Below are 26,340 nucleotides of genomic sequence, written 5' to 3'. Positions count from 1 at the left end.
GGCGGAAAGGTTTACATGAATGATTGGATGAACAACCCTTTATACGGTTTGTTGGCATTACTGGCACTGCTGCTTTTTATTATTTTAATTTGGGTCATTTCCCTGGGGAGAAGGCTCAAAAAACTGCGCAAGCAATACGTTGAGGTTATGGGTAATACAGGTGTGACAAATATTGAAGAAGTCGTTGTTGGGCTGAAGCAGGAAATAGCGGAGCATGCAAGGCACTCCAGAGCAGTGGAGGCAAAGCTGGAGCAACTGGAACGGCGCCAGCTAGAGGAGAAGGGACGCTTGGGTGTTATTCGCTATAATGCGTTCTCGGAGCAAGGAAGCGACCTTAGCTTCTCCATCGCAATCGTAAATGCAGCACAAGATGGAGTCGTCGTGTCGAGTATTCATAGCAGAGATAGTGCATATGTGTATGCCAAGCCGTTAGAGGGCGGACAATCAACGTATCCTTTAACACCGGAAGAGCTGCAGGCGCTTGCGAAAGCGAAATGAAAAAGATAAGTCTAGGGCCGAGAATTGCATCATTCGGCTGAAGCGGCTTGCTCTCTAGTCTGAAGCATGACACGATTGCTGCCCATTATAGCGGAGAACAGGCTAAAGGCTATAAGGTCGGCCATCTTGATAACAAGATGCAGACGGGTATTTTGCAGCACGAAGTATTCCATAAAACCACCCACATTCACGATTCCGGTAATATGCATATCACCTACAGGCGGAAGCTCCTTATTAACGCCCGCTCCAGGACGTACCGGTCCCGTCCCAATATGAACGGAGCCAATGCTGGACACCTGTCCTAAACAAGCATCAATGCCAATGATAAATGGATTGTGGTGGTTTTGGTGAATAAGGGCCAGTGTATCAGTCAGGTTCATCGCGTGAACCGGCTCTTCCAGCGTACCGTATAAAGCAAAGTAAGGACTGTTATATTTTGCGAGAGAGGTTCCGATGAGGGGGCCAAGCGAGTCGCCCGTTGAACGGTCGGTACCCACGCATACGATGATGAGCGGTCTGGCACCTGAAAGCTCATTGAGCATCAGGGAGAGGCGGTTTACGATTAACGACATAGCGTTGGTATCGGTATGCGGAACTTTCAAAGGTACATCCTTCAAAAAAGAAAGTTTCATAGAATCCCTCCGTTATAGCTAATATGTTATCTAGTATATGGATGGGACAACCATTTTATACGTCATAAACCCACTGATTACGTTGCGTAAAAAGAGGGAGAGGAGAAAATTGGCTTATGTTGATTGCCTTTGATTCCACACAGCAGGCGTTGCGCGCGGAAATGCTGCTCGAATATGCGGATATTGAAATAGATATTTGTCCAACCCCTAAAGAAATTACGGCAGGATGCGCCTTGTCTATTCATTTTCCAGAGGACGATTTGGAGACGGTAAAGCAGGTGATTGTGTCTGAAAACGTTGAAATAAGAGGGATTTTTAAGCCTATTCATTTGGGATATGAACCAGTGAATCTATAGGAGGAAATAGCTCTTGAATACACTAAACATGTATAAAAACTTCATGGAGTGGTTGACCAATGTGGACACTTGGCAACGCTTCGGCGAATCAGCGATTCGGATTGCGCTCATTATTGTTATTACGCATTTGATTATATGGATTGTCAATAAATCAATTGATCGTATATTATCAAATAAACAAACGAGCAGGTTGCCGATGCAGGCTAGAAGAATGGTCACGGTAGGACGGCTGCTCAAAAATATCGTTATGTATGCTTGTTATTTAATTGGCGGCATGCTGTTAATGTCGGAGTTGGGTATTCAGCTTGGGCCGCTGCTCGCTGGTGCGGGAATCGTGGGTTTGGCTATTGGTTTTGGGGCACAGAGCTTGGTGAAGGACATTATAACCGGATTTTTTATTATTTTGGAGGACCAGTTTGCTGTGGGCGATGTCATTCAGGCGGGACAGTTTAAAGGAACGGTCGAGGTTATCGGATTGCGTACAACTAGACTGCTTAGCTGGACTGGGGAAGTATTTATCATTCCAAACGGCATGATTAATGAGGTGACGAACTTCTCGTTGCGCAACTCAGTAGCCGTCGTGGACGTTTCGATCGGCTATGAGGAGGATGTAGATCGGGCGACAAGCATTATCCAAGCAACAGTAGATAAGCTGGAGGATGAAAATCTTGTGAAACCGCCAGAGGTGCTTGGTATTCAACTGATGGGTGCAACAGAAGTGAAAATCCGTATTATAGCGGAATGCTTGCCAAATACCCAGCATGCGCTGGCCAGAAAGATTAATTTGCAGGTGAAGAAAGCGCTGGTTGAGAATGGTATGGATACGCCGTATCCACGTATGGTTACCTATCATCGAGATGAGAGGAGTGGAGAAAGAAATGGAGCGTAAGCAATTTGAGCTTGGTGATGTCGTCCAGATGAAAAAGCAGCATCCTTGCGGTTCGAATGAGATGGAAATTATTCGAATGGGCATGGATATTCGTATTAAATGCGTAGGCTGTAAGCACAGTGTATTAATACCTCGGGCGAAGTTTGAGAAAAATATGAAAAAAGTGCTTCGTTCCACCACTTCTGCTGATGGAGGGCAAGCGCCGATCCAGTCTGAAACGGACTGACTCACAATAAAAAATCGTTAACGGAATAAATGATTGCAGAAATGAGTGAACTCCATCCTTTTATTTAAAGGAGATGGAGTTTTTTTGTTTCTCGCCTTTTCCATTGCTTACTGCTTGGAAACAACACGGACGTTTTTCAGATACTTTCGCTCCGTATAGTATGTTTTGACACAAGCAAAAACGACTTTGTCGTCCTTCTAGGACGACCGAAGAGCTTTGTCGGAGAAATATAAGCCTGTTTATAAGGGAAAACTTATAAATGCTTATATTTTAAGAAATACTACGTCTTAGCGATCAGGAGAGTGGAGGAGAGAGGCCGATGTGTGGAATTTCCGGAATCATCCGATATGGCAATGGAAGTGATCCAACGGATAGAGAAATCAGCAGCATGATGGAGCAGATAGGACATCGTGGTCCTAATCAATCCGGCATCCAGATTATGGATAGAGCAGCATTAGGCTTTAACAGGCTTTCTATTGTTGATATTGAAGATGGAGCCCAGCCAATGACCAATGAAAATGGGCAGGTTTGGCTTGTATTTAATGGAGAAATATACAATTATAAAGAGCTGAAGCAACAGTTGCAAAGCAAAGGCCATCAGTTTCGAAATCGTACTGATTCAGAGATCATCGTTCATCTCTATGAGGAATATGGAATAGATTGCTTGCATCATTTGAGAGGCATGTTCAGCTTTGCGATTTGGGATAGAAGGGAACAGCGCTTGTTTGCGGCGAGGGATCATTTTGGAATAAAGCCGTTCTATTATTCGCAGGAGGAGCATCAGTTTCTTTTTTCATCAGAGTTAAAGGGGCTTCTGGCTGTAAGCGGACAAGCGCCGCATGTGGATTATGCCAGCATGATGCACTATTTGACCTTTCAGTACGTACCGCAGCCGCAGACGATGTTTATAGGAGTCCACAAGCTGGAGCCGGGGCATTTTATGCTGGTTGATCGGGAAGGCAGGATAACCAAGCGGCGTTATTGGGAGCCTGTTTTTGAACCGGAGCAGCGGCCGATAGGCACATTTATTGAGGAAATTAAAGCCGTGCTTCACGATTCGGTGAAGCTGCATCGCCAGGGTGATGTGCCGCTTGGCAGTTTTTTATCAGGCGGAATCGACTCGTCGGTGATTGCAGCGTTATCCATGCAGGAGCAGCTAACGAAAACCTTCTCGGTAGGCTTTGCAGGAGAGCGAAATGAAAATGAATATGCCCGGACAGCGGCTAACGTAATTGGCTCAAAGCATTATGAGGAGGTAATAACGCCGGAGCAATTTTTCGCAAATACGCAAAAAGCAGTATGGCATATGGACGAGCCGGTTGCCGACCCGTCAGCTATTGCATTATACAGCCTATCTCAGCTGGCAGGAAAGCAGGTAACGGTCGTCATGTCGGGAGAGGGAGCAGATGAGCTGTTTGGCGGTTATAGAATCTATGGCGAGCCGCGCTCGTTGAGGCCTGTCTCATGGCTGCCAAACGGTATGAAGTCGCGGCTGCATCGAATGGTGGAGCGGGTTCCGCTCGCTTTTCGCGGTAAAAACTATTTGCTTCGTGGTTTCTCGCCGATTGAGCAGCGTTTTTATGGAAATGCCAAGCTGTTTAATGAAAAAGATAAACAACAAATTACCCAGCTTAATCCAGAGCGTTTTGAGGCGATGCAGCCTTCGGCTTCACTGACAAGCGATGTTTATTATAATAGCCGCCATTTAGATGATGTGACTCGTATGCAGCTGATTGATGTGAACTTCTGGCTGCCGGGTGATATTTTGATGAAGGCGGATAAAATGAGCATGGCGCATTCGCTGGAGCTGCGTGTTCCTTTTCTCGATAAAGAGGTATTTGAGGTGGCCCGCAAAATTCCAGCCGAATATAAGCTGGCAAACGGAACGACCAAGTACGTGTTGAGAGAAGCGATGCGTGGCATTCTTCCTGAACCGCTATTACAGCGGCCTAAGCTTGGATTTCCGATCCCGCTTCGGAAGTGGCTGCATGGAAAGATCGGGGATCAAATGCTCGAGCAAATTAGCCTTGTACCGCAATGGTTTAATGTCCATGCTGCCCGTCTAATGCTAATGCAGCACCGCGAGGGTAAGGGGGATTACTCGCGGAAGCTGTGGGCGCTTTATATATTCGCGGTATGGCATTCCACCTTTATTGGTCCGTATTCCTTTGGACAAGCGCGCACGCAGCAGCTGCAAAAGAGCACGAATCGACTGCTTGCAAAGGGCATAAAAATATAAGAGTTTTTAGTTGCATCGAGTCAGCAAATATGATAAGATATTCTTATATGCGGAGAGGTACCCAAGAGGCCCAAGGGGGCTGACTCGAAATCAGCTAGGCGTGTCAAAGCGTGCGTGGGTTCGAATCCCACCTTCTCCGCCATTCTCGCACATATGCGCTGTTACGGCGATTGTAATACTATAGTGTTACCTATGAAAGAGCTGCTTCCTGCTTCAAACGGGAATCAGCTCTTTTTATTGTGTTTATTATGAAGCGAAGCCAGCTCCTTAAGGGGCTGGCTTCGCTTCCATTGTTCTTTTGGAAAAAATAATAAGAAATGCAGCTGTCATGGATAACAGGGTACAGCTTGTAAACATGGCAGGGTAAGAGCTGTTTTGCACGAGAATGCCCATTGCGAAGCCGCCAAGGGAAAAGCCGAGATCATAGGACGATAAAAAAATCGCCATCAGCACATAGCGGGTTTTCTCCGGCAAAATAAAAGAAAGATAAGTCGTCAGCGTTGGATAGAGCAGCGCAACGGCGAAGCCATTAAATACGGCAGACACGTATACAAAAGCACCCACAATGTCCAGCATGGCCAGCAGCTGGCTCCCCAGCGCAGCAGACAGCAGCATCCCAGCCATGAGCCATGTATTCCAGCTGCCATTGGACGGGATTTTTTTGCGTAAAACAAAGCGGCAGGTGATGACGACCAGGCCTTGTATCGTTAAATATATACCGGCATTCCCTGAGCCGGCTGCTAACATGAACAGCGGAAGAAAGGTCGCGGTTGCTCCAAACACGCAGGAAGCCAGCAGCATAATGATGCTGCTAATGAGCAGGGGTGGACTCGTCCAAATCGTGCCTAGGGAAGCAGCCATATCGCGAAGCTTATAGGTTTTATCCTGAACAGTGCGTTCCGGAAGCGCCGACCGATAGAAGACGAGAAGAGGCCCGATAGCCAGCACGATCATCAGCAGGGCGAAGAGCAGATGGCTGTCGCTTTGCCATATTTGTAAAGCGGCGATTGGAATAACGAGCGAAGGGAGCATCGTAAACAAGGTGTACATGGACAACCCTTGAGCCCGATCTTTATTTTCCAAAGATTCAACAATTCCTACCTGCATCGTCATCGAGAAAAAAGCTGTGATTGCACCTTGCAGCGCTCTGAGCCATAGGTATTGCTCCGTTCCGCTGACGGTATAAAAGAGAAGAAGGACAGCATGGGCACAAAGCAGCCATTTCATAACGGCAAGCGGGCCAAAACGGCCAATGAGCTGTGCGGCAAAAGGTCTGAGGAGCATACATGTAAACATATAGGCTCCCATAATGAAGCCAATTTCCGCCTGATTCATGCCCACCGCCTCGCTTCGGAGTGGCAAAATAATCGTTAAAGCCGAATTGGCTGCGAAAAAGAAAAAGGCCAAAGCATACAAGCGAATAAATGAAGCAGAGGAAGGATGCTGAGGATGCTGCTGCTTCGCTGATACAAAATGCAATATAATACCCACCTTTATGCAAATCAATTGGAGTAAATGGTAGTCCATACTTTGATTACTTTACCATGGAAAAGGCATTTTACAATAAAAAATAAACATACGAAAAAGGAGCTCTTGCGAGCTCCTTCTCCTGACGGTGTTTGATCGATTGAGTATATTTTCTCACTACTTTACAACAGAAACATGGGAGCAATCACTATTCAATCAGTACCAACGTTTCCGCTGCTGCGTAATCGTTAACTGACCTGTCCATTCTTTTGGCTGGCGGCATATACCGCTTTACTGTTGGAGATGGACAAGTGTGCGTGTGTTACGGACATTGTCTTTGGCACAACCCTCCGCTTCTAAAGCTCAGTGGACAAATTCCTCTTGTAGCAGCCCTTGCACTATGAAGTCCAACGGAACCACACCTCTCTTCACACCGTCACAAATTAGAATGCCCATACAAGGCGAAGGCTATACATGCTTTCTGAAAATTAATGACCCATTCGTCTCCACTTGCGTTCATGGTTCGAGTTCTCCGGGAAGCGCTGTCCTTTGCTCAGCTTCACCTTCTGTGGATTTTGAATGCCTTGATGAAAGGAATTGACGCCATCCTCGATGTACGTCCCATCATTCGGTGCCTTGTCGCCAGCGGAATAAAAAGTTCCTTCACCCATTGTTAGTTACCTCCTGTGCTTGATGTAGATTGTTACTTAAGCCAGGCTAATGCAAAGACATATGCCGCCTGCTGCAAGCAGTATGCCTTAGGTCAGCCTGCCTACATTAATATGAGCCGAGAGACAGACGTTCATGAACACCAGATAACGGGAGGAAAACGAAGCTTGTTTTTGGGCTATATATTTGGTATAGTTAGAGGATGCGAGTAAGAACCTCGCTCCTTGCTCCAGTAATGGGGCCGTTAGTCCAAAAGGAGGTGAAACATAATGCGCAAATACGAAGTGATGTACATTGTTCGTCCTGATGTTGAGCAAGAAGCTCTTCAAGCTGTCGTTGAGAAATTTAATGGCATCATCTCCAATGGTGGAGAAGTTACGAAACAAGATGTTAGCGGTAAACGCCGTCTTGCGTATGAGATCAACAAGATTCGTGAGGGATACTACGTTCTGGTTCATTTCAACGGAACTACGGAAGTCGTTAACGAACTTGACCGTATCCTGAAGATTACGGATGAAATTATCCGCTTCTTGGTCGTCAGAGACGTAGCTTAGTTGAAGCCAAGGATTGATCGATTGGGAGGTCGGAGACGATGTTGAATCGTGTTATACTTATTGGTAGATTGACGAGAGATCCTGAATTGCGTTACACGCCTGCGGGCGTTGCAGTAGCGCAATTTACAATAGCAGTTGACCGTCCGTTTACGAGCGGTCAGGGCGAGCGTGAAGCGGATTTCATTCCGGTAGTCACGTGGCGTCAGCTAGCCGAGACATGTGCCAACTACTTGCGCAAGGGCCGCTTAACGGCGGTTGAAGGTCGCATTCAGGTTCGGAACTACGAGAACAACGAAGGCAAGCGCGTCTATGTGACGGAAGTAATCGCTGACAACGTCCGTTTCTTGGAATCCAACAAGGATGCGGGCGGATCGCGTGAGGACAGCGGTGGCATGGGCGGCGGTTCTTTCGGAGGCGGTTCTTCCTACGGTAACGGTGGAGGAGGCGGAGGCGGCTATAACAGCAATAACAACAGTAATAACAATAGCGGCCGCTCCAGTAACAACTCACGTAACGACAACCGTGATCCGTTCTCGGATGATGGTCGACCGATTGATATATCTGAGGATGATTTGCCATTTTAATTGAAAGGATGGATTCGAATGAGCTTTAAGCCAAGAGATGGCGGAGACGGAGAGCGTCCAGAACGCAAATTCGGCGGCCGCAAAGGCGGACGTAACAAACGCCGTAAAGTTTGCTTCTTCACCGTGAACAAAATCACTAAAGTTGATTATAAAGACACGGACCTGCTTAAAAAGTTTATCAGCGAGCGCGGCAAAATCTTGCCACGTCGTGTAACTGGAACAAGCGCGAAGTACCAACGCCTGCTGACTGTTGCGATCAAACGTTCGCGTCAAGTAGCATTGCTGCCGTACACAACTGAATAGATTTTTCTATTCAAAAGAAGCCTGCCTGAGATTCGTCTCGGCAGGCTTCTTTTATTTACGCCTATTTGCGATAGGTGTTTCATGTATGCTGAATAAAAGACAAAAAGAGACACACAGCAACGGGCTGTGTGTCTAAGCATTTATATTAATTAAAAGGGGGGTTGAGTACTAGTATAGAGGTAATTTATTAAAGCAAGATGAAGAGAACTTTGCAAATACATTACTAATCATTGCAAGTCATTGCAAGTCAGTCACTTTATTTCATGCCTGCGGGGCCACACTGGGAACGGATGCTTGCTCGTGGCTGCTGGACAGCCTGCGTGAAAACACAATTAAAATCACAGCAAGCAGCACGCCGAATGCACCAATCCACGTAATGCTAGGCAAGGAAACCTTGGCGACGATTAGTCCGCCTGCGCTTGCACCGACAGCCATTGCTAGCTGTAGTACGGAAGTATTCAGGCTGAGCATAATGCTTGATGCGCCTGGAGCAAGCGTAAGCAAATTATATTGCTGTGTAGGCCCGGATGACCAAGCCGCAAATGACCACAGCATAAGCAGCGGGAAGACGATAGCGGAAGAGCTGGAACTGAAGGAAATGAGCAGCAGAGCAGCAGCATGAACGAGCATGCCTCCCATTAACGTACGCTTCACGCCCCATTTATCTGTGCTGAAGCCGCCTAGCTTGGAGCCAATCAGACTGGCTACCCCAAAACCGAATAAGGCGATGCTTAGTGTATTTTCGCTCATAGAAGTGACTTTTAGAAGGTAGGGCGAAATGTACGTATAGGGAATTGAATAGCCGGCTATCCATAGAAAAGTGACACCAAGAGCAGCTGCTATTTTTGGAGATTTGAGCAGAGCTAGCTGCTCACGCAGCGGTACAGAAGGCTCGCCATCATATTTTGGAATAGCAAATGCAATAATAAGGATGGCGATCAAGCCGAGTACGCCGATGCCGCCGAAGACGCTTTTCCAGTTATAAGAGGCAGCTACCATACGGCCAATTGGAATGCCAATGATCAACGCCGCAGTAAACCCGGTTACGACGGTAGCGAGTGCGCTGGCCTGTTTGCCTGGAGGTGCCATTTTAGTAGCAAGCGTTAATGATGTTACAACGACGACGCCCGCCCCGAGCGCCATAATGATGCGTGCGGCAATGAAATAACTAAAGCCTGGAAGCGTAATGGCAAGCAAGTTGCCAAGTACGAAGACCACCATTGCATACATGAGCAGCCTGCGGCGTTCAATTCGTCCCGTCAGAGCCATCAGAATAGGAGTGCCAAGCGCGTAGGTAAGCGAGAAGAAGGTGATGAGCTGGCCTGCGGCACTGACTGATACCCCAATATCCTCCGCGATTTTATCCAGTATCCCCGCAATTACGTACTCCGAAGTTCCAACCAAAAAACTAATTAAAGCGAGTAAATAAATTTTCCACGTGTTTGACAGCATGATGATAGTCCTCTCCACTTATATTTTTATATTTCTAAAAATATAGAAATTAAAATCAAAAAAATTACGCCAGTAAATAAGGAGCGTATTTTTGTATAACGTCCATATCCGGGCTGTAGTAAATAAACGTACCTTCCTTGCGCATTTTTAACAGGCCGGATTCGGACAGCTGCTTCAAATGGTGGGAAAGCGTAGAGCCTGCAACCATCTTTAATTGCTGACCAAGCATGCTGCAGCATTGATCAGGCTGCTTAGCGAGCAGTTGAGCGATTTTAAACCGAGTCGGCTCTCCAAGCGCTTTATAAACTTTTACGGCGGCTTGCACGGCTTCTTGTTCCTCCACGGTCTAGTCCCTCCTCCACTAGTATTTCTATATCTGTAGAAACAAGGCTAACATATTAGAATGGGTTTAGTAAAGCACTAATTTCAAAACAAGCCGCGTTTCTCTGCTACAGAGAAGCACGGCTTGTTTTAAGTGTATTTTTTCTACATGGCTATTCGGTCTTTCTTCGGGTAAGCGCCAGCATAAGGAAGGATATTAACACAATGGCGATTGTCCAAGCCCAAGCCATCGTCATATTTCCCCCGTCTACGGCGACGTAGATTGCGGTTGGTACCGTCTGCGTAACGCCTGGAATGTTGCCAGCAATCATGAGCGTAGCGCCGAACTCACCGAGCGCTCTGGCGAAGCCGAGTATATAAGCGCTGATGAGTGATGGCCATACAAGCGGCAGCGTAATATAGCGAAAAATCTGCCACGAGCTGCCGCCCATGGAGCGGCCCGCATCCTCCAGATGATGATCTACTCCTGAGAAGCCAACCTTCATCGTCTGGTAGACGAGGGGGAAGGCAACGACAATGGAAGCGATAACCGCCGCCCACCAGGTGAATATGACGGGTGCATGAAACACCCATTCAATCAGCTTGCCCATCCAGCCCCTGCGGCCCAACAATACAAGCAGCAGGAATCCAACGACTGTAGGCGGCAGCACGAGCGGCAGCATGAATAGCGTTTCAAGCAGCAGCTTGCCTTTAAACTTTGCTTTCGACATCCATTTTGCAATGAGGACTCCAAGCAAAAGGGTTACAACACTCGATAGCAAGGCAACCTGTAGAGAAAGCCGGATCGGCGTCCAAAATGCGGGCCAATCTATACCTGCCCCAATCATTGAGCTGCGGAGAAGCCGTATTTAGTAAATACGTTCATCGCATCGGCTGTTTGCAGGTAAGCATAAAAAGCTTCTGCTGCGCTTTGATGCTTCGTGTCTTTCACAATACCGATTGGATATACAATGGGCGTATAGGCTGTTGGATCAACGGCAGCGGCGATTATGACTTTATCGGAGGTCAAAGCATCTGTACGATAGACGAAACCAGCGTCTACATTACCTGTTTCTACATATTGCAGCACTTGGCGCACGTCTTTCGCTTGGACTAGCTTGGATTGCAGGCTGTCCCACAGCTCAGCGTTAGTCAAAGCTTCCATTGCATAGTTGCCGGCAGGAACGCTTTCTGGAATACCAATTGCGATTTTGCCAAGGGTATCTTGGCTGAGATCAGCTATAGCTGCTAATTTAACTTTGCTGTCAGCTCCCGTTATAATAACGAGCTCATTGGCTAGCAGCTTCTTTTGCTGATCCTCTGCGATAAAGCCGCCTTCAACGAGCGCTTTCAGGTTTTTGGAAGAAGCCGAAAGGAACAGGTCCGCTGGAGCACCCTGCTCAATTTGCTGCTGCAACGCGCCAGAGGCGCCGAAGTTAAAGTTCAAGGAAACGGAAGGATTTGCAGCTTCATAAGCTTGCTTAATTTCTTGCAGCGCATCCGTCAAGCTGGCAGCGGCGGAAATGGTTAGTGCTACGTTTTCGGCGGGTGCGGCAGCTTCACCGGCTTGCGGCGATGCCGATTGTACAACAGCAGCGTTAGGACTGCTTGTGCTGGTATCCGTTGCAGCCATTCCGGTATTGCTCGCGCCACATGCCGCACATACTAGCAGCACAGCCAACATGAAAAACAGTACAGCTGGTTTTTTGAAATATGTAAACATAAACTCTCCTCCAAATATAGTTTATTATATCTAATTATATCTAAACATCATTATAGACTGGTCGCAATTGTACTGTAAAGGGAGATGGGATGTTTGAAATATATTATGTTACAATTAAGGATGTAAAAATAACGTCCAAATTTTGCCCGCAATCTAGGCTGAGCGAGGTTAAGGAGATCCAATATGTCCGCTGACATCTCATATACAACGGAAGAAATCGCCAAGCTATTAAAAATTTCCAAACTGACGGTTTACGATTTAATTAAAAAAGGAGAGCTGCCATCCTACCGGGTAGGGAAGCAGATGCGAATTGATGCTTCCGATCTGGAAGCATACAAGCTGCGGGCCAAAGGCCTTCAGTCTAATACGCCTGCCAGCAAGCCAGCGGCTCCCCAGCATCAAGGTACTCCATTCGCGTACACACAGAATTTATCGGACAGAGGCTCCACTTCAGCTGCCGCTGGCCGGGGACGTTCCATCGTCATTACCGGACAAGATATGAGCCTAGATATTCTAGCCAAGCATATCGAGCGAGAGGGCTTGGGGCTGCGTCCGCTGCGCTCCTACGTCGGCAGTATGGATAGCCTCGTATCCATGTATAGAGGGGAATCTGATATTGTCAGCACACATCTGCTGGATGGCGATACAGGGGAATATAACGTTCCCTATATTCGTAAACTATTGATTGGAGCACCTTATATCGTTGTGCATTTGCTGACTAGAAGTTCGGGCTTATTCGTGCAGAAGGGAAATCCGCTTAAGCTGGCAAGCTGGGCCGATTTGGCGAAGCCGGGACTGCGCCTCATCAACCGCGAGCGCGGTGCCGGCGCACGCGTGCTGCTCGATGAGCAGCTGAGGCTGCACCAAATTCCAGCAACTTCCATAATGGGCTATGACCAAGAGCAGTCGAATCATCTTGGAGTAGCTGCGCAGGTTGCGTCAGGAGAGGCTGATGTGGGTATTGGAACGGAGAGGGCCGCAGCGAACGTTTCCGGCGTTGCCTATATTCCGCTTGTTAAGGAGCAATATGACTTGGTTATGTTGAAGAAGCCGGACAATCAAGTTTTTATTGATGCGGTCATTCGTATTTTAAGGTCGCAAGCCTTCAAGCAGGAGCTGGGAGCTATCGAGGGGTATGATTTGACCCGTACCGGGGAAATTACGGCGGAAAGCTGAGAATATCAAAAGCAGGAAGAAGGAACAGCGGATGAACCATTTTAAAACAGGAACAGAGCGGTTTGTACAATTTGTTTTAAATAATAAATTTGTTATATTTCTAATCGTGCTGCTCCTGGTAAGCTTGAATATTTTCGTTATGAGCAAAATCTCCTACGTGTTCACACCGCTCACTGTATTGTTCAAGACGGTTCTGCTGCCGATAATTTTAGCTGGTGTGGCTTATTATTTGCTAAATCCGATTGTTGACTATTTGGAGACGAAGAAGGCTCCGCGCATTTACTCTATTTTTGTAATTTTTGCAGTCATTTTGGGCTTGCTGACGATATTGCTGACGGTGGTTATTCCCATTGTCAGCACACAGGTCGTAAGTCTGGTCGAAAATTTGCCCGGCTATGCGGATCAGCTGCGAACGAAATTTGATGAGCTGATGCACAGCGGCGACCTGCGGGAAATTGGGCGGTGGCTTAATATAAATCCGTCAGATTTGAGCGGCAATATTACGAAGCGGGGAACGGAGCTGTTAAATGGCGTATGGCAAAGTGTAGGTTCATTCGTAGGGGCACTTAAAGATGTTGTGCTTGCGGTCATTACGCTGCCGTTTATTCTGTTCTACTTATTGAAGGATGGCAAGAAGCTGCCGAATTATATTGCTGCGATACTGCCAACGAACATGAGAGTGCACACGAAGCGCATTATGGGCGAAATGAACGGCCAAATCAGCAGCTATATAAGAGGGCAGATTATTGTGAGCTTCTGTATTGGCCTGCTGCTGTATATCGGTTATTTGATTATTGGACTTGAGTACTCGCTGGTGCTAGCGTTGATCGCTGCTTGTACTGCCATTATTCCGTATTTGGGGCCAGCTATCGCGATTACGCCGGCGCTCATTGTAGCGATGGTAACCTCACCTGTTATGCTGCTTAAAATGATTGTGATCTGGACGATTGTCCAGCTGATTGAAGGAAAGTTTATTTCTCCGCAAATTATGGGAAAAAGCATGAAGATTCATCCCATTACGATTATTTTCGTCATTTTAACTGCGGGAAATTTGTTTGGCGTGGCGGGCATTATTTTAGCCGTTCCAGGCTATGCAGTGCTGAAGGTTATCGCAACGAATTTTTTCCATTGGCTACAGGCGCGTTCCCCGCTTTATGCGGCAGAGGAAGTGAATGCGGATAATGATTTTAAGCTATAATATAAGCATTATAAAACGGAGGACTGCTCGCAGAAGCAGTCCTTTTATTAAAATATAATAAAGGATCTAAAAGTTGTAATTGCAGTTTTTGTCGTAAAGGAATAAAATGAACATGAGTGTGGTCAAGTCCCTCTAATTATGCACCCTTATTGTGAAACATTTCACAAATTCAGGCTTTTTTCAGAGGAGGCTTGCCGTTGTAACGGCGTTTAACTAATCATGCAACAAACAACGCAAGGGAGGCATTTTTCGTATGTCGGAAACATTAACAGAGCAAGAAGTACAGACGGGATCTGTACGTAGTGAACTGGACGTTCTGGAGCAATTGCTTAAACCGGAAATCCAAAGCTCGCTGAATCAGCTGGTAGAAAGCTTGCCTAAGCTTGCTGAAATGGTTACTTTGATGACCAAAGCTTATGATGTAGCAACAACTGTGGCGAATGACCAAGTGCTTATGGGCGACATGAAGCATGGTATTGAGGAATTCGTTAAGCCGATTACGGACAAGGCTAAGGGCATTGCATCGGCTGCTGTAGAAGCAAATGATCGTGCACAAGCAGAGCCTACGACAATTGGTCTGTTCGGCATTCTCAAAATGCTGAAGGATCCTCAGGTTCAACAAACATTGCGTTTCGCGCAATCGTTCCTAGATGTATTGGCTGAGCGCAACAAACAACGTTAAGATCGGATCAGAATGAGAACGGAGGAACAGTATGTCTAAGCATATTTTGATTTTGGGTGGCGGATATGGCGGTTTGCTGAGCGCACTTACAACTCGCAAACATTTATCCCCCGAGGAAGCAAGCATTACCGTTGTTAACCGTATTCCATCTCACCAAATCGTAACCGAATTGCATCGTCTGGCTGTTGGCGGCGTTCATGAGAACAACGTTGCCCTGCCGCTGACAAAGCTGTTCAAAGATAAATCCATCAATTTGGTTATCGACACTGTCGACAAAATTGATCCGGATCAGAAGCAAGTTCATCTTTCGAGCGGTGCAAAAACTTCCTATGATACGCTTGTTATCGCTCTTGGCGGCGAAACGGCATTTTTCGGCATTCCAGGCCTTGAAGAGAACAGCCTGACGCTGAAATCGGTTGAGGAAGCTAACCGCGTGAGCGCGCACATTCAAGAGCGCCTTGCTGCGTATGCAAAATCGAAAAACAAAGCTGACGCAACGATCGTTGTTGGCGGCGGCGGCCTGACTGGTATTGAGCTGATCGGTGAAATTGCCGACATGCTGCCAAAGTGGTGTGAGCAAAACGGCGTAAACATCAGCGAAGTATCGGTATATAACGTTGAAGCAGGCCCGTCAATCCTTGCTGGATTCCCTACGGAGCTTGTTGACCGTGCGAAAGCAAGCCTTGAGAAACGCGGCGTTCAACTGCTGATGGGTATTGCGGTTACTGAAGTAAAAGGCAATGAAGTTATTTTGAAGGACGGTCAAACGCTTGTGGCTAACACATTCGTATGGACTGGCGGCGTTACAGGCAACCCTGTCGTAGCAAACTGCGGTATTGAAGTGAACCGTGGCCGCGCGACAGTTAATGAGTTCCTGCAATCGACTTCGCACCCTGACGTTTATCTGGCTGGCGACAATGCAGTTGTATTTAGCCCAGATGGCCGTCCATATCCGCCAAGCGCACAAATCGCATGGCAAATGGGCGAAGCAATCGGCTACAATCTGTTCGCACAATCCAAAGGCTTGCCGCAAAAATCGTTTACATTCGTTAACTCCGGCGTTCTTGCGAGCCTTGGCCGCAAAGATGCAATCGGAACAATCGGCGCAAGCCAGCTTCGTCTGAGAGGCACTGCCGCTTCCCTAATGAAGGAAGCAAGTAACGTTCGTTACTTGTCGCATGTTAACGGCTTGTTCTCGCTCGTTTACTAATTTATTTATAAATAACCATAATAAGTTCTCGTTTAAACGGCAGCAGCTGTTTAGGCGGGAGCTTTATTTTTTTGAACGGAAGATGGTACGATAGGAAGAAAGGGGACAACGACCATGGAACATTATGTTGAATATTGCTTGGGCAAGAAGGGTGCGTTCGAAGATTATCCTTTTGGGCCGGAAGCACTTGTTATGAAGGTAGAGGGAAAGATGTTTGCTCTGATTTCAGACGACCGCAAGTCGATATCTTTGAAATGCGACCCGGTCATTGCAGAAAATTTACGCGAGCAGCATGCGGCGGTCATTCCCGGCTATCATTTGAACAAGAAGCACTGGAATACAGTGCTGCTGGACGGCAGCTTGGAGCAGGAAGAGGTCGAGAGCATGATCACCCACTCCTATGAGCTGGTTGTTAAGTCGCTTCCAAAGGCAGTACGCGAAAGCTTGATGGGGAGCTAATACAGAAGATACAGAAGTGAATACCGAAGTTGATAGACCATAGGTTCCCCGTCGTAATCGTCATTACGGTGACAATTCTGGTTACGCCGCCGCTGATGAAGCAGCTGTTCAAGCGGGAGCATGCGGCAAACTAAGTCTAAGACGACGGAGCATGTAGGGAATTACAAATAAATCGGGGCAGCTCTCTATTGTTAAGAGAAGCGCCCCGATTTTAACTTATAAATCTTATGCGGTTGTTACAACCTGTTGTGCATCTATATCATCGGCTTCGATAATCAGTTCGACCTTCTTAATTCTATGCTTGCCAATCTCGCGAATAATAAAGCGCATATTGAGGTGATGGAGCTCCTTGCCAATGCGCGGATCTTGAATCTCGCTGTACAGCCAGCCGCCTACCGTATCGACTTCCTCATGCTCAAGGTTGATGCCTGTCAGCTCGCTTAGTTCGTCGAGTGATACTTTGCCGTCAAGCAGGTAGGAGTTGTCATCCAGCTTCTCAATATCCTTGCGCTCGTCAGCATCAAATTCATCACGAATTTCGCCAACGATCTCCTCCAATATATCCTCAATCGTAACGAGGCCGGATGTCCCGCCGTATTCATCCATCAAAATGGCAATATGCACTTGCTCCTGCTGCATGCGCTTAAGCAGCGTTTTGACAGGAAGCACTTCGGAAACCGTAAGTACAGGATGGATCAGCTTTTTAAAATCAAACTCTTTATTTTGATGGAATTGCAAAAACATCTGCTTCGTATTAATCATGCCGATAATGTTGTCTTTGCTGTCTTGAGCGACAGGAAAGCGTGTATATTGTTCTTTATGAATAATTTCCATGTTTTCAACTAACGAATTGTTGGAGTAAAGGCAAATCATATCGGTGCGTGGCACCATGATTTCCTTCGCGAGCATTTCGTCAAAAGCGAAAATGCGGCTCACGTAGCCATATTCCGTGTTGTTGATTTTGCCGCTCTGGTAGCTGTCGTTCAGAATAATCTGAATTTCTTCTTCGCTATGAGCATCTTCGTGTTCTTTCACAGCCTTAAGACCGAACATGCGCACAAGCGCATTAGCGGAGCCGTTGAGTACCCAGATAAACGGATACATAATCTTGTGGAACAAAATGATGGGCTTCGCTACAGCAAAGCTGATAAATTCTGCTTTTTGAATCGCCCAAGTCTTCGGAGCTAGCTCACCAATTACAACGTGCAGGAAAGTAACGGAAGCGAAAGCGATAATAAAGGACAGTACGTGACTAACTTCACTGTTTATACTAAGCTGTTGAAAAAGAGGGAACAGGATTTTCTCCACTGTCGGTTCACCCAGCCAACCTAACCCGAGAGCTGTAATGGTAATACCAAGCTGACAGGCCGACAGATAACCATCCAAATTGCTTGTAACCTGTTGTACGGCAAGAGCGTTTTTCTTGCCTTCAAGCACTAATTGATCGACCCGGCTTGCCCGTAGCCTGATAACAGCAAATTCCGTTGCCACGAAAAAGGCAGTCATCACAATTAATAATGCAATCAATAACAGATTAAGTCCTATACCCATGTCTACTTTTCACAATCCTTTTTAAATGAATTTTAAGTTCTTATGAACTAATATACCGAACTCAAGGGTCAATATGCAATCTCGCCATTCGTTGTTAGCAGACCATATGAGGCAAATTACAGGCGAAAATGCGAAAAATGTTGATATTATTGGCTATTATCTCATCTTTACATTCCTTTATCGCGGGCGTATGATAAGTTCATTCGAACTTGAAATGGTTCAGTACAAGTAGGAGGAAAGCGATATGGAGTCTTTCACGCTTACTCGAAAAGAAATGGCTTGCCTGCTGATGGCACTGGATGGACAGGATGGACATCGTCCCTTGCAGGTGCTGCAGGATGCTTGGAAGAAGACGCACCGCGATGCATGGGAAGCCGGAGCAACACTACCCGCCTTCTTATCCACGGCCCTTCCCCCCATTCTGGAGAAGATGATAAAAGGCAATGAGGTGAGAGGCTTCTCACTGCAGGAAATCGCTACACTCGGCCATATGGTGGAGTATTCCAACATGTCTATTACCTCTATGCAGAATTGGGTGAAGCGCGATTTTAAGGCTTATTTCGATTGTCCAAAAATGGGTAAAAAATATTCACTGAATCAAGCGGCGCTTTTGTTCGTCATTGATGATTTGAAGTCGAATCTCGATTTTGAGTCGATCCGCAAGCTGCTTGAAATTTTATTCATTAAACCGGAGGATGAATCGGCCGATCTCATTGGACCGCTTGAGCTGTATGCATCTTACTCGGCCATGTTTGAAGAGCTTGATGCAAACAATGACCAGTTGCTGGATACATTCGGCCATGTAAAGGGCGGCAGCAAGCAGGACGCATTAACGGAAAATGCGATTAAAGCTTCGGCGGACCGCTTTGCCCGCAAGCTGCCGGATTTAACGAACGACCAATCGGAGGCGCTGCGCAATATATTGTTCATTGCGGCGATCTCGATTCAGACGGCGTATTTCCACTCGCTTGCCCGTCGTTATTTGAATGCGACTTTGTTTCTGCATCGGTAACAAGGCGGCAGGGAAGCAATAAGGCTCCTATCCTTAAGCGGATGGGAGCCTTATTTTTATCAAATTTACTTGAATTGGTTAGCTTGCTTCTCAGCAATGTCGCCTACGTAAGGCAGCTTGAATGGCTTGCCTTGGTAAGCTTGCAGCATGAGGAAGATCCAAAGGACGAATCCAAGAATACTGAGCAAAGCGCCAATCAGCGTGCCAATAACGGGGATAATGTTCACTATCATTGAGACTACTAGCAATCCGCCGAATGTAATAATGGATTGCATCGCATGGAACTTCACATAGCGGCTATTTTTCTCCAAGACAAGAAAAATGATGCCGCTGATAAAGCCCAGAACATAACAAAGCAGCGCCGCGACCTTAGGATCGAGCCCAGTTGAGGATTGATCAGGTTGATTGATTTGTTGCATTTGTGAGGGTCATCCTTTCTGATTCGAAAAATGAATAGTGCATTATACTATATTCTTCCTTACCCACTATTATTCCTGCCAAAACTCGCTAGAATACATCAATTGGTAGCAAAGTCTTGTAAAAGTTTTGTAACCTATGGCTCAAAGTTGTCGTTTATGATGGTGAGTGTGCTTCTGAAGCACTAGAACCTTAATAGTTAGGAGTAAGGGAAATGTCAAATTGGACGAACAAGAAGAAATGGATATATACGTTGTGCGCAGCGGTGCTCGTGCTTGGAACAGCGGGCTATTTTAATCGCGGAGCGCTCGCTATGCTGGGCTTCAACTGGTTTCTCTCTGATCAGGTAGCTGCTGGGCTGGAGCAAACCTATAAACCAATAGAAGGCCGCGAGCCTATTCAAGTCGGCAATGTGAATACGAATCCGTTCGCACTGATGCTGCTTGGCGTCGACCAGCGGGGCAAGGAAACCGGAAGATCGGACACGATGATCTACACAGTCATACGTCCGAAGGACGGCGCTATTCTCATGGTATCTATTCCGCGTGATACGTATACGGAAATTGTGGGTAAAAATAAAGAGGACAAAATTACGCATGCATATGCCTTTGGTGGTGCCAAAATGGCAATTGAGACGGTCGAAAATCTATTTGACCAGCCTATTAACTATTATGCGGCTATTAATTTTCAGGGTTTTCGTGATGTTATTGATGCAATGGGAGGGATTTCCCTGCCAATTGCAGAAGATATAATAAATAAAGATCCCGATCACGAAAAATTTGTCGTGAAAGGCGGTCAGGATGTATATAATGGCAATGATGCGCTGAATTACGTTCGTTACCGTGAAGATGCCGGAGGCGATATGAGCCGTACGGGAAGACATCAAATTTTTCTGAATCAGTTGCTGGATAAAGCGTCAGAGGTCGGTCAATGGAGCAAAATCCCTGACCTGATTGACATTATGGGCGAAAACTTCAGTACGGACATCCAGCCTGACCAAATGATTAAGCTGGCGCAGCAGCTGCTGCAACAGGATAACCGCACGATATACAGCCATACGCTGAAAGGCGAGGGGCACAGGCTGACGAACGGCGGCGCGTGGTATTATTTTGCAGATAAAGACGATTTGTCCAAGACGCAGGCGATGATTGGCAGCTGGCTAAACCCAGATACGGCGAAGCAGAATTTAATTATGCCGGATGAGTATACCTCCAAAGTGCAAAAGCCGGTTGGCTCATTGTCCAGCGCAAGCGGCGCCAAGTAGACTGCGGGCAGTCTTCAGGGCGTTAAGCGAAGGAAGAAATGGAGTTGATTGACGGATGAACATTGCGTTTTTTCTGCTGCCCAAGCAGGAAGTCGTAACGGTAACGCATGACGCAACACTTAGGCAGACGTTGGAGAAAATGGAGCATCACCGTTATACAGCTGTACCGATTATTGATGCAGAAGGCAAATTTGCCGGAGCTGTTACAGAAGGCGATTTATTATGGTTTATGAAAAATAGGCCGGAGCTGACCTTCGAAATGACGAATAAAGTCAAGCTGGCGGACGTTCCGCTACGGCTGAATCAACGCTCGGTGCGAATTGATGCCAACATGGAGGATCTCATTATGCTGGCGAAGGTGCAAAACTTTGTGCCGGTCGTCGATGATAGCGAGCATTTTATTGGCATTGTGCGGCGCAGTGAAATTATTGATTATTGCCAGACGATTATGCAAAGCGCAATTGCGATTGAGGCATAGTCTATTTCTAAAGAAGGCGGGGAGCAGCGGCTCTCCGCCTTTTATTAATGTCAGGCTATGCTGCTTATGCTTGAAGTAAGCTTCTATTTCTCCGCGAAACGAGCATTGCCTGCAAAGTATGCTAAAGCCGTTTACGCTTGTTGGATGCGGTGAAGCTTATTTGTGATATAATGGGGTCTGGCAAGCATGGCGGTTAGATTTACGAATATACATGTGCAAGAGGTGAACGGTTTGAAGACCGGTATGAAATCTGTTTTATGGAGCGCGGCAGCACTGCTCCTGTTATTGTCCATAGCTGTACCTGTTCTTAATATTTTGACCATATTGTGTCTTATGGTTCCTTATGTGGTGTTGTACACAGCGCTTTCCGCGCGTGCGTTCATTCTGCATATGCTGCCGGTATGGGTAATATCCTTCCTCATATTAGGGGCTCCAGCGTTAATTATCGGTTTGTTTTTTCTTGTTCCTTCTATAGTGATGGGACATATGTTTAAGAAGCAGCTGCCCGCGCATAAGGTGCTGTCAAGAACGGTTATTACGCTGCTTGTCCTGTTTTTGATGGAATTTGCAGCTTTTGAAGTGATTTTAGATTTGTCCCTGACGAGTGAAATGGGCAATTTTGTCCGCTCCGTATTTAGCGATCCGCAATTGCAGCCGCTGCTTCCTGCGGAATGGAGCGATGAGTATACCGAGATGCTCATTCAAATGATGCTGAATACGATTCCGCTCGCTGTTATTAGCGTATCATTTTTCTACGCTGTCGTTACCCAATATATTTCGCGGCGTGTGCTTGCATCCTCGGGCGTAGAGCTGCCGAGAATGCCGCTGGCGAAAGATTGGATGCTGCCGCGGGTATTAGTCATTTATTATGTGATTGTTTACATTTTAAGCCTGTTTGTCAGTCCAGACAGCAAGTCCTTCTTGGGAGTAGCCGTGCTGAATTTACTGCCGCTGCTGAGGCTCGCTTTTGCCATCCAGGCCGTAGGTTTCTTCTTCTATTTGGCCCATGAGCGCAAATGGAATCCGGCTATTCCAGTTCTTATTGCAATACCTGTACTGCTTTTCTCGCCGCTGAGCTTAATCGGTGTGCTTGATGCTGCTTTCCCCATCCGAAAGTCATTTACGAAGAAATCCTAACACAGGAGCGATCAGGAAATGCCAAAGTTTTTAGTTGTTCGCTGGCATGGCATGCATCAGTTGGCGGCTTTTGTTATTATGGCGATTATGACGACAGCCCTTGCTTGGTTCGAATGGCGAATCGGGCTTATTGCACTGATGTTTATGATTGGTTTCAGCGTATATGGTTTTCTAGCGGAGCGGGCGTTCCGCAAAGATTTAAAAACGTATTTAGGTACGATTTCTTACCGGGTGAAGAAGGCCGGCAATGATGTGATTAGCGAGCTTCCTTTCGGCATTATATTGTATAATGAAGATAAGACGGTCGAATGGCATAACCCCTATATTGCTGAGATTTTGGGCCAAGATTCTGTCATAGGGCAAACCATCGTAGAGCTGTTCCCCTCCTTGCATCAGTCGAAGGATAAGGACCGGGAGGCGGAGCAGCAGGTTATAGTGGGAAACTATGTTTTTCAGCTGATTTTCAAGCCGGAAGAGCGCATTTTGTACGTGAAAAATATTACCGAGCTTTGGCATCTCTCGAAGAAATATGAAGAGGAGAAGCTGGCCCTCGGCATCGTCATGATTGACAGCTTGGATGAAGTAACGCAGGGCATGGATGATAATCAGCGCTCTGCGCTTCTGTCCAAGGTTACGACTGAGATCACCGAGTGGGCGCAGCGTTATCAGCTTCATATTAAGCGGCTGACCTCAGACCGGTTTATGCTCATCACGGACCTCAGGACGCTTAGGCAGCTGGAGCAATCCCGGTTTGTGCTGCTCGATGAAGTTCGCGAGCTTACCTGCGATCAAAAAATTCCGACGACGCTAAGCATCGGCTTTGCTGCTGAGGCAGAGAGCATCGTCGAGCTAGGTCAGTGGGCGCAATCCAGCCTTGATATTGCTCTTGGGCGCGGCGGCGACCAAGCAGCTGTCAAAATCGGCGGCAGGCAGTCCTTTTATGGCGGCAAGTCCAATGCGGTTGAGAAGAGGACCCGTGTGCGGGCTCGCGTCGTGGCGCACGCGCTTAGAGATTTGATTAAGGAAAGCAGCAATGTAATCATCATGGGCCACAAGATGCCGGACACGGATGCAATCGGCGCAGCTATTGGAATTACGAAGGCAGCGCATATGTTCGGCAAGGAAGCTTTTATCGTGCTGGAAGGCATCAATCCTTCTATTCAGAAGATGATGGAGATGCTGCGGCAGGATGAACGTATCTCCAAAAGGTTCATTACGCCGGAGCAGGCGATGTCCATGACGAACCAAAAGACGCTCACGGTTGTCGTCGATACCCATAAGGCGTCGATGGTGAAGGAACCACGGCTAATTGGAGCACAGGGGAAAATCGTCGTCATTGACCATCATCGCCGAGGTGAGGAGTTTATTACGAATGCGATTCTGGTCTACATGGAGCCGTATGCGTCCTCCACTTGCGAGCTGGTAGCGGAGCTTCTGCAATACATTGCGGATCGTATCGTGCTTGATGTGTGGGAAGCGACTGCGCTGCTTGCGGGCATTACGGTAGATACGAAGAGCTTCTCGCTTCGCACCGGCGCCAGAACGTTCGAGGCGGCCTCCTTCCTCCGGCGCAACGGAGCGGATTCCATGCTGGTGCAGCAGATGCTGAAGGAAGACTTGGAGGAATACGTCCGCAAGGCGGAAATCATTAAGCATGCGAGCGTGCATTATGAGCATATCGCGATTGCGGTAACCGAGCCGGGCCGCAAGGTAGGCCAGCTGTTAATTGCACAGGCGGCGGATACACTGCTCAATATGACCGATATTTTGGCATCGTTCGTCGTTGGCGAGCGAACAGACGGCTTAATCGGTATTAGCGCACGTTCGCTTGGCGACATGAATGTGCAGGTCGTGATGGAAAGAATGGGCGGAGGCGGTCATTTAACGAATGCTGCCGCCCAGCTTGAAGGCACCGTTAGTGAAGTAGCAGAGAAGCTTAAAGCGGTGCTCAAAGAAATTGATAAGGAAGAGGGGTTATTTGAATGAAAGTAATTTTTTTGGCAGATGTTAAGGGACAAGGGAAAAAAGGCGAGGTTAAAGACGTATCCGAAGGTTATGTGCGCAATTTTTTACTTCCTAAAGGACTGGTCAAACCAGCATCAGACGGCAACCTGAAGACGCTAGAAGTACAAAATGCCTCCGAGCAGAAGCGTAAAGCGCAGGAGAAGGAAGATGCAAAAACGCTAGCGAAGAAGATGGAGGAAATGACGATCGTGCTGAAGACGAAGGCCGGCGAAGGCGGCCGTTTGTTCGGTGCCATCACTTCCAAGCAAATCGGCGAGCAGCTTGCTGCACAAGGCGTTAAGGTCGATAAACGTAAAATTGAGCTGGAAGAGCCTATTCGTACACTTGGCATGACGGAAGTGCTTGTAAAGCTGCATCCTGAAGTGAAAGCCAAGCTGCGCGTGCAAACAACTGAGGAATAATCGTTATAGGGGGAAATGATGAGTACAGAGCTGAAGTTTGATCGCGTTCCGCCGCAGAACATGGAGGCGGAGCAAGCCGTTATCGGTGCCGTGCTGCTGCAGGCGGAAGCGCTGATTACAGCTATGGAGCGTCTTCGCAGTGAAGATTTTTACAGCGGCCCCCATCAGCGTATTTATGAAGCGATGATTGAGCTGGCTGAAAATAATCAGCCGATTGATCTGGTGACGCTCACTGCGCATTTGCAGGATCAGCAGCTCCTCGAAGAAATTGGCGGCGTATCTTATTTGGCGCGGCTGGCCAGCTCCGTTCCAACGGCGGCGAACGTCGATTATTATGCTCAGATCGTCGAGGAGAAATCGCTGCTGCGCCGCCTGATTCGCACGGCTACGAATATCGTAACCGAAGGTTATGCCGGAACGGAGCAGGTAGGTGCGCTTCTAGGGGATGCGGAGCAGAAAATTCTTGAAATATCCAATCGCCGCTCCAGCAGCGGGTTTATTTCCATCCGCGATGTGCTGATGGAAGTGTTCGAGAAGGTCGAGCACTTGTATATGAACAAAGGCGGTACGTCAGGCATTCCATCGGGCTTTGTCGATTTGGACAAAATGACATCGGGCTTCCAGCGCAGTGATCTCATTATTGTTGCGGCTCGTCCTTCCGTTGGTAAGACGGCGTTTGCGCTGAATATTGCCCAAAATGTCGGCGTTCGCGCGCGCGAGACGGTTGCCATATTCAGTCTGGAGATGTCGGCTGCACAGCTTGTGCAGCGGATGATTTGCGCAGAAGCGAATGTGGATGCGGGCCGTATGCGGACAGGCTATCTGGAGGGCGACGACTGGGAAAAGCTGACGATGGCAATTGGCGCCTTATCCGAGGCACAAATTTTTATTGATGATACGCCTGGTATTACGGTGGCTGACATTCGTGCAAAATGCCGCCGTCTCAAGAAAGAACGCGGACTGGGCATGATTTTGATTGATTACCTCCAGCTTATTTCCGGCCGCGGCAAGGCAGGGGAAAATCGGCAGCAGGAGGTATCGGAAATTTCCCGTACACTGAAGCAGATTGCCCGTGAGCTTGAAGTGCCGGTTATCGCGCTGTCGCAGCTCAGCCGGGGTGTTGAGCAGCGTCAGGATAAGCGTCCGATGATGTCCGACCTTCGGGAATCCGGTTCGATTGAGCAGGATGCCGATATCGTATCCTTCCTTTACCGGGATGATTATTACGATAAGGAATCGGAGAAAAAGAATATTATCGAGATTATTATCGCTAAGCAGCGGAATGGACCCGTTGGGACGGTAGAGCTGGTCTTTCTGAAAAATTTCAATAAATTCGTCAGCTTGGACCGTTCTCATGAGGATCCATCGCAGGCATCCTAATGATATCCGAACAATTGTAGAGCTCTTTCTACAATTG

29 protein-coding genes and 1 tRNA gene are annotated in these 26,340 nt (G+C 47.4%); 21 read left to right on the top strand and 9 right to left on the bottom strand.

The genetic code is table 11. From position 1 onward, the window contains the following. The first annotated feature begins 15 nt into the window (after positions 1-15). Positions 16-498, top strand: a complete 483-nt coding sequence (locus tag V5J77_RS26460) for a DUF4446 family protein (protein WP_338553767.1) — start codon at positions 16-18, stop codon at positions 496-498. Positions 499-527: 29 nt separating this feature from the next. On the opposite strand, the gene yyaC is transcribed toward V5J77_RS26460, so the two are convergent. After that, a complete protein-coding gene (gene yyaC, locus V5J77_RS26455) occupies positions 528-1,130 on the bottom strand; it encodes a spore protease YyaC (RefSeq protein WP_338553766.1) in 603 nt (200 codons plus the stop codon). A gap of 116 nt (positions 1,131-1,246) precedes the next feature. Here yyaC and V5J77_RS26450 point away from each other — a divergent pair, with 116 nt between their 5' ends. The 5 genes from V5J77_RS26450 (at position 1,247) to V5J77_RS26430 (ending at position 4,982) form a co-directional block, all read left to right on the top strand. Further along, the gene (locus V5J77_RS26450; protein WP_338553765.1) at positions 1,247-1,486 is read left to right on the top strand and encodes a DUF3343 domain-containing protein; all 240 of its coding nucleotides are present in this window, start codon (positions 1,247-1,249) and stop codon (positions 1,484-1,486) included. A 13-nt stretch (positions 1,487-1,499) separates the two neighbouring features. Continuing rightward, positions 1,500-2,375, top strand: coding sequence for a mechanosensitive ion channel family protein (locus V5J77_RS26445; RefSeq protein WP_338553764.1), 876 nt, complete (start codon positions 1,500-1,502; stop codon positions 2,373-2,375). After that, positions 2,365-2,601: a DUF951 domain-containing protein gene (locus tag V5J77_RS26440; RefSeq protein WP_338553763.1), complete on the top strand. Its 237-nt coding sequence runs from the start codon at positions 2,365-2,367 to the stop codon at positions 2,599-2,601. The genes V5J77_RS26445 and V5J77_RS26440 overlap by 11 nt, the downstream gene beginning before the upstream one ends. A gap of 319 nt (positions 2,602-2,920) precedes the next feature. Next, positions 2,921-4,840, top strand: a complete 1,920-nt coding sequence (gene asnB / locus V5J77_RS26435) for an asparagine synthase (glutamine-hydrolyzing) (RefSeq protein WP_338553762.1) — start codon at positions 2,921-2,923, stop codon at positions 4,838-4,840. Positions 4,841-4,891: 51 nt separating this feature from the next. Further along, positions 4,892-4,982: transfer RNA gene (locus V5J77_RS26430), tRNA-Ser, on the top strand. Positions 4,983-5,107: 125 nt separating this feature from the next. On the opposite strand, the gene V5J77_RS26425 is transcribed toward V5J77_RS26430, so the two are convergent. Both V5J77_RS26425 and V5J77_RS26420 read right to left on the bottom strand, forming a co-directional pair. Continuing rightward, positions 5,108-6,319, bottom strand: a complete 1,212-nt coding sequence (locus tag V5J77_RS26425) for an MFS transporter (protein WP_338553761.1) — start codon at positions 6,317-6,319, stop codon at positions 5,108-5,110. Positions 6,320-6,795: 476 nt separating this feature from the next. Beyond that, positions 6,796-6,978 (bottom strand): YjzC family protein, encoded by a 183-nt coding sequence (locus V5J77_RS26420; protein WP_338553760.1) that lies wholly within the window; start codon positions 6,976-6,978, stop codon positions 6,796-6,798. Positions 6,979-7,245: 267 nt separating this feature from the next. Here V5J77_RS26420 and rpsF point away from each other — a divergent pair, with 267 nt between their 5' ends. From rpsF to rpsR, 3 genes are read left to right on the top strand one after another with little or no spacing between them, the layout of a single operon-like run. Then, entirely contained in the window at positions 7,246-7,530 is a 285-nt protein-coding gene (gene rpsF / locus V5J77_RS26415) for a 30S ribosomal protein S6 (protein WP_099517873.1), read from the top strand. A 38-nt stretch (positions 7,531-7,568) separates the two neighbouring features. After that, the gene (gene ssb / locus V5J77_RS26410) at positions 7,569-8,114 is read left to right on the top strand and encodes a single-stranded DNA-binding protein (protein ID WP_338553759.1); all 546 of its coding nucleotides are present in this window, start codon (positions 7,569-7,571) and stop codon (positions 8,112-8,114) included. 18 nt (positions 8,115-8,132) lie between these two features. Continuing rightward, entirely contained in the window at positions 8,133-8,417 is a 285-nt protein-coding gene (gene rpsR, locus V5J77_RS26405) for a 30S ribosomal protein S18 (protein WP_099517875.1), read from the top strand. A 261-nt stretch (positions 8,418-8,678) separates the two neighbouring features. Here the strand turns inward: rpsR and V5J77_RS26400 are convergent, their stop codons facing one another. The 4 genes from V5J77_RS26400 to modA all read right to left on the bottom strand — a co-directional run bounded on the left by V5J77_RS26400 (position 8,679) and on the right by modA (position 11,913). Further along, positions 8,679-9,866 (bottom strand): MFS transporter, encoded by a 1,188-nt coding sequence (locus V5J77_RS26400; protein ID WP_338557084.1) that lies wholly within the window; start codon positions 9,864-9,866, stop codon positions 8,679-8,681. Between the two features lie 67 nt (positions 9,867-9,933). Beyond that, positions 9,934-10,212 (bottom strand): metalloregulator ArsR/SmtB family transcription factor, encoded by a 279-nt coding sequence (locus V5J77_RS26395; RefSeq protein ID WP_338553758.1) that lies wholly within the window; start codon positions 10,210-10,212, stop codon positions 9,934-9,936. A 151-nt stretch (positions 10,213-10,363) separates the two neighbouring features. After that, positions 10,364-11,038 carry a molybdate ABC transporter permease subunit gene (gene modB / locus V5J77_RS26390; protein WP_338553757.1) on the bottom strand — a complete coding sequence of 225 codons (675 nt, stop codon included), beginning with the start codon at positions 11,036-11,038 and terminating at the stop codon, positions 10,364-10,366. Continuing rightward, positions 11,035-11,913 carry a molybdate ABC transporter substrate-binding protein gene (modA, locus tag V5J77_RS26385; protein ID WP_338553756.1) on the bottom strand — a complete coding sequence of 293 codons (879 nt, stop codon included), beginning with the start codon at positions 11,911-11,913 and terminating at the stop codon, positions 11,035-11,037. The genes modB and modA overlap by 4 nt, the downstream gene beginning before the upstream one ends. A 183-nt stretch (positions 11,914-12,096) precedes the next feature. Between modA and V5J77_RS26380 the strand changes: the two genes are divergently transcribed. From V5J77_RS26380 to V5J77_RS26360, 5 genes are all read left to right on the top strand, one after another. Beyond that, complete coding sequence (locus tag V5J77_RS26380) at positions 12,097-13,089, top strand: helix-turn-helix transcriptional regulator (RefSeq protein WP_338553755.1); 993 nt, start codon at positions 12,097-12,099, stop codon at positions 13,087-13,089. 31 nt (positions 13,090-13,120) lie between these two features. Continuing rightward, on the top strand, positions 13,121-14,287 hold the full coding sequence (locus tag V5J77_RS26375; RefSeq protein WP_338553754.1) for an AI-2E family transporter: 1,167 nt from the start codon (positions 13,121-13,123) through the stop codon (positions 14,285-14,287). A gap of 253 nt (positions 14,288-14,540) precedes the next feature. Then, complete coding sequence (locus V5J77_RS26370) at positions 14,541-14,969, top strand: DUF1641 domain-containing protein (RefSeq protein ID WP_046234592.1); 429 nt, start codon at positions 14,541-14,543, stop codon at positions 14,967-14,969. Positions 14,970-15,000: 31 nt separating this feature from the next. Further along, positions 15,001-16,179 carry an NAD(P)/FAD-dependent oxidoreductase gene (locus V5J77_RS26365; protein WP_338553753.1) on the top strand — a complete coding sequence of 393 codons (1,179 nt, stop codon included), beginning with the start codon at positions 15,001-15,003 and terminating at the stop codon, positions 16,177-16,179. 114 nt (positions 16,180-16,293) lie between these two features. Then, entirely contained in the window at positions 16,294-16,638 is a 345-nt protein-coding gene (locus V5J77_RS26360) for an MmcQ/YjbR family DNA-binding protein (RefSeq protein WP_338553752.1), read from the top strand. A gap of 225 nt (positions 16,639-16,863) precedes the next feature. On the opposite strand, the gene V5J77_RS26355 is transcribed toward V5J77_RS26360, so the two are convergent. Continuing rightward, entirely contained in the window at positions 16,864-18,165 is a 1,302-nt protein-coding gene (locus tag V5J77_RS26355) for a hemolysin family protein (RefSeq protein WP_338553751.1), read from the bottom strand. 268 nt (positions 18,166-18,433) lie between these two features. Between V5J77_RS26355 and V5J77_RS26350 the strand changes: the two genes are divergently transcribed. After that, positions 18,434-19,201 (top strand): DUF1836 domain-containing protein, encoded by a 768-nt coding sequence (locus V5J77_RS26350; protein ID WP_338553750.1) that lies wholly within the window; start codon positions 18,434-18,436, stop codon positions 19,199-19,201. Positions 19,202-19,266: 65 nt separating this feature from the next. Here the strand turns inward: V5J77_RS26350 and V5J77_RS26345 are convergent, their stop codons facing one another. Beyond that, positions 19,267-19,620, bottom strand: coding sequence for a DUF4870 domain-containing protein (locus V5J77_RS26345; RefSeq protein ID WP_338553749.1), 354 nt, complete (start codon positions 19,618-19,620; stop codon positions 19,267-19,269). 212 nt (positions 19,621-19,832) lie between these two features. Here V5J77_RS26345 and V5J77_RS26340 point away from each other — a divergent pair, with 212 nt between their 5' ends. The 6 genes from V5J77_RS26340 (at position 19,833) to dnaB (ending at position 26,303) form a co-directional block, all read left to right on the top strand. Next, on the top strand, positions 19,833-20,882 hold the full coding sequence (locus V5J77_RS26340) for an LCP family protein (protein ID WP_338553748.1): 1,050 nt from the start codon (positions 19,833-19,835) through the stop codon (positions 20,880-20,882). Between the two features lie 55 nt (positions 20,883-20,937). Then, positions 20,938-21,360, top strand: coding sequence for a CBS domain-containing protein (locus V5J77_RS26335; protein WP_338553747.1), 423 nt, complete (start codon positions 20,938-20,940; stop codon positions 21,358-21,360). Positions 21,361-21,546: 186 nt separating this feature from the next. Continuing rightward, complete coding sequence (locus V5J77_RS26330) at positions 21,547-22,497, top strand: DUF2232 domain-containing protein (protein WP_338553746.1); 951 nt, start codon at positions 21,547-21,549, stop codon at positions 22,495-22,497. Positions 22,498-22,515: 18 nt separating this feature from the next. Continuing rightward, positions 22,516-24,483, top strand: coding sequence for a DHH family phosphoesterase (locus V5J77_RS26325; RefSeq protein WP_338553745.1), 1,968 nt, complete (start codon positions 22,516-22,518; stop codon positions 24,481-24,483). After that, complete coding sequence (gene rplI / locus V5J77_RS26320; protein ID WP_338553744.1) at positions 24,480-24,923, top strand: 50S ribosomal protein L9; 444 nt, start codon at positions 24,480-24,482, stop codon at positions 24,921-24,923. The genes V5J77_RS26325 and rplI overlap by 4 nt, the downstream gene beginning before the upstream one ends. A gap of 18 nt (positions 24,924-24,941) precedes the next feature. Beyond that, positions 24,942-26,303: a replicative DNA helicase gene (gene dnaB, locus V5J77_RS26315; protein ID WP_338557082.1), complete on the top strand. Its 1,362-nt coding sequence runs from the start codon at positions 24,942-24,944 to the stop codon at positions 26,301-26,303. Positions 26,304-26,340 lie beyond the last annotated feature (37 nt).

This window comes from Paenibacillus sp. KS-LC4, from assembly GCF_036894955.1.
In the GTDB taxonomy this organism is placed as follows: domain Bacteria; phylum Bacillota; class Bacilli; order Paenibacillales; family Paenibacillaceae; genus Pristimantibacillus.
This window is presented reverse-complemented; position numbering and strand designations above follow the sequence as displayed.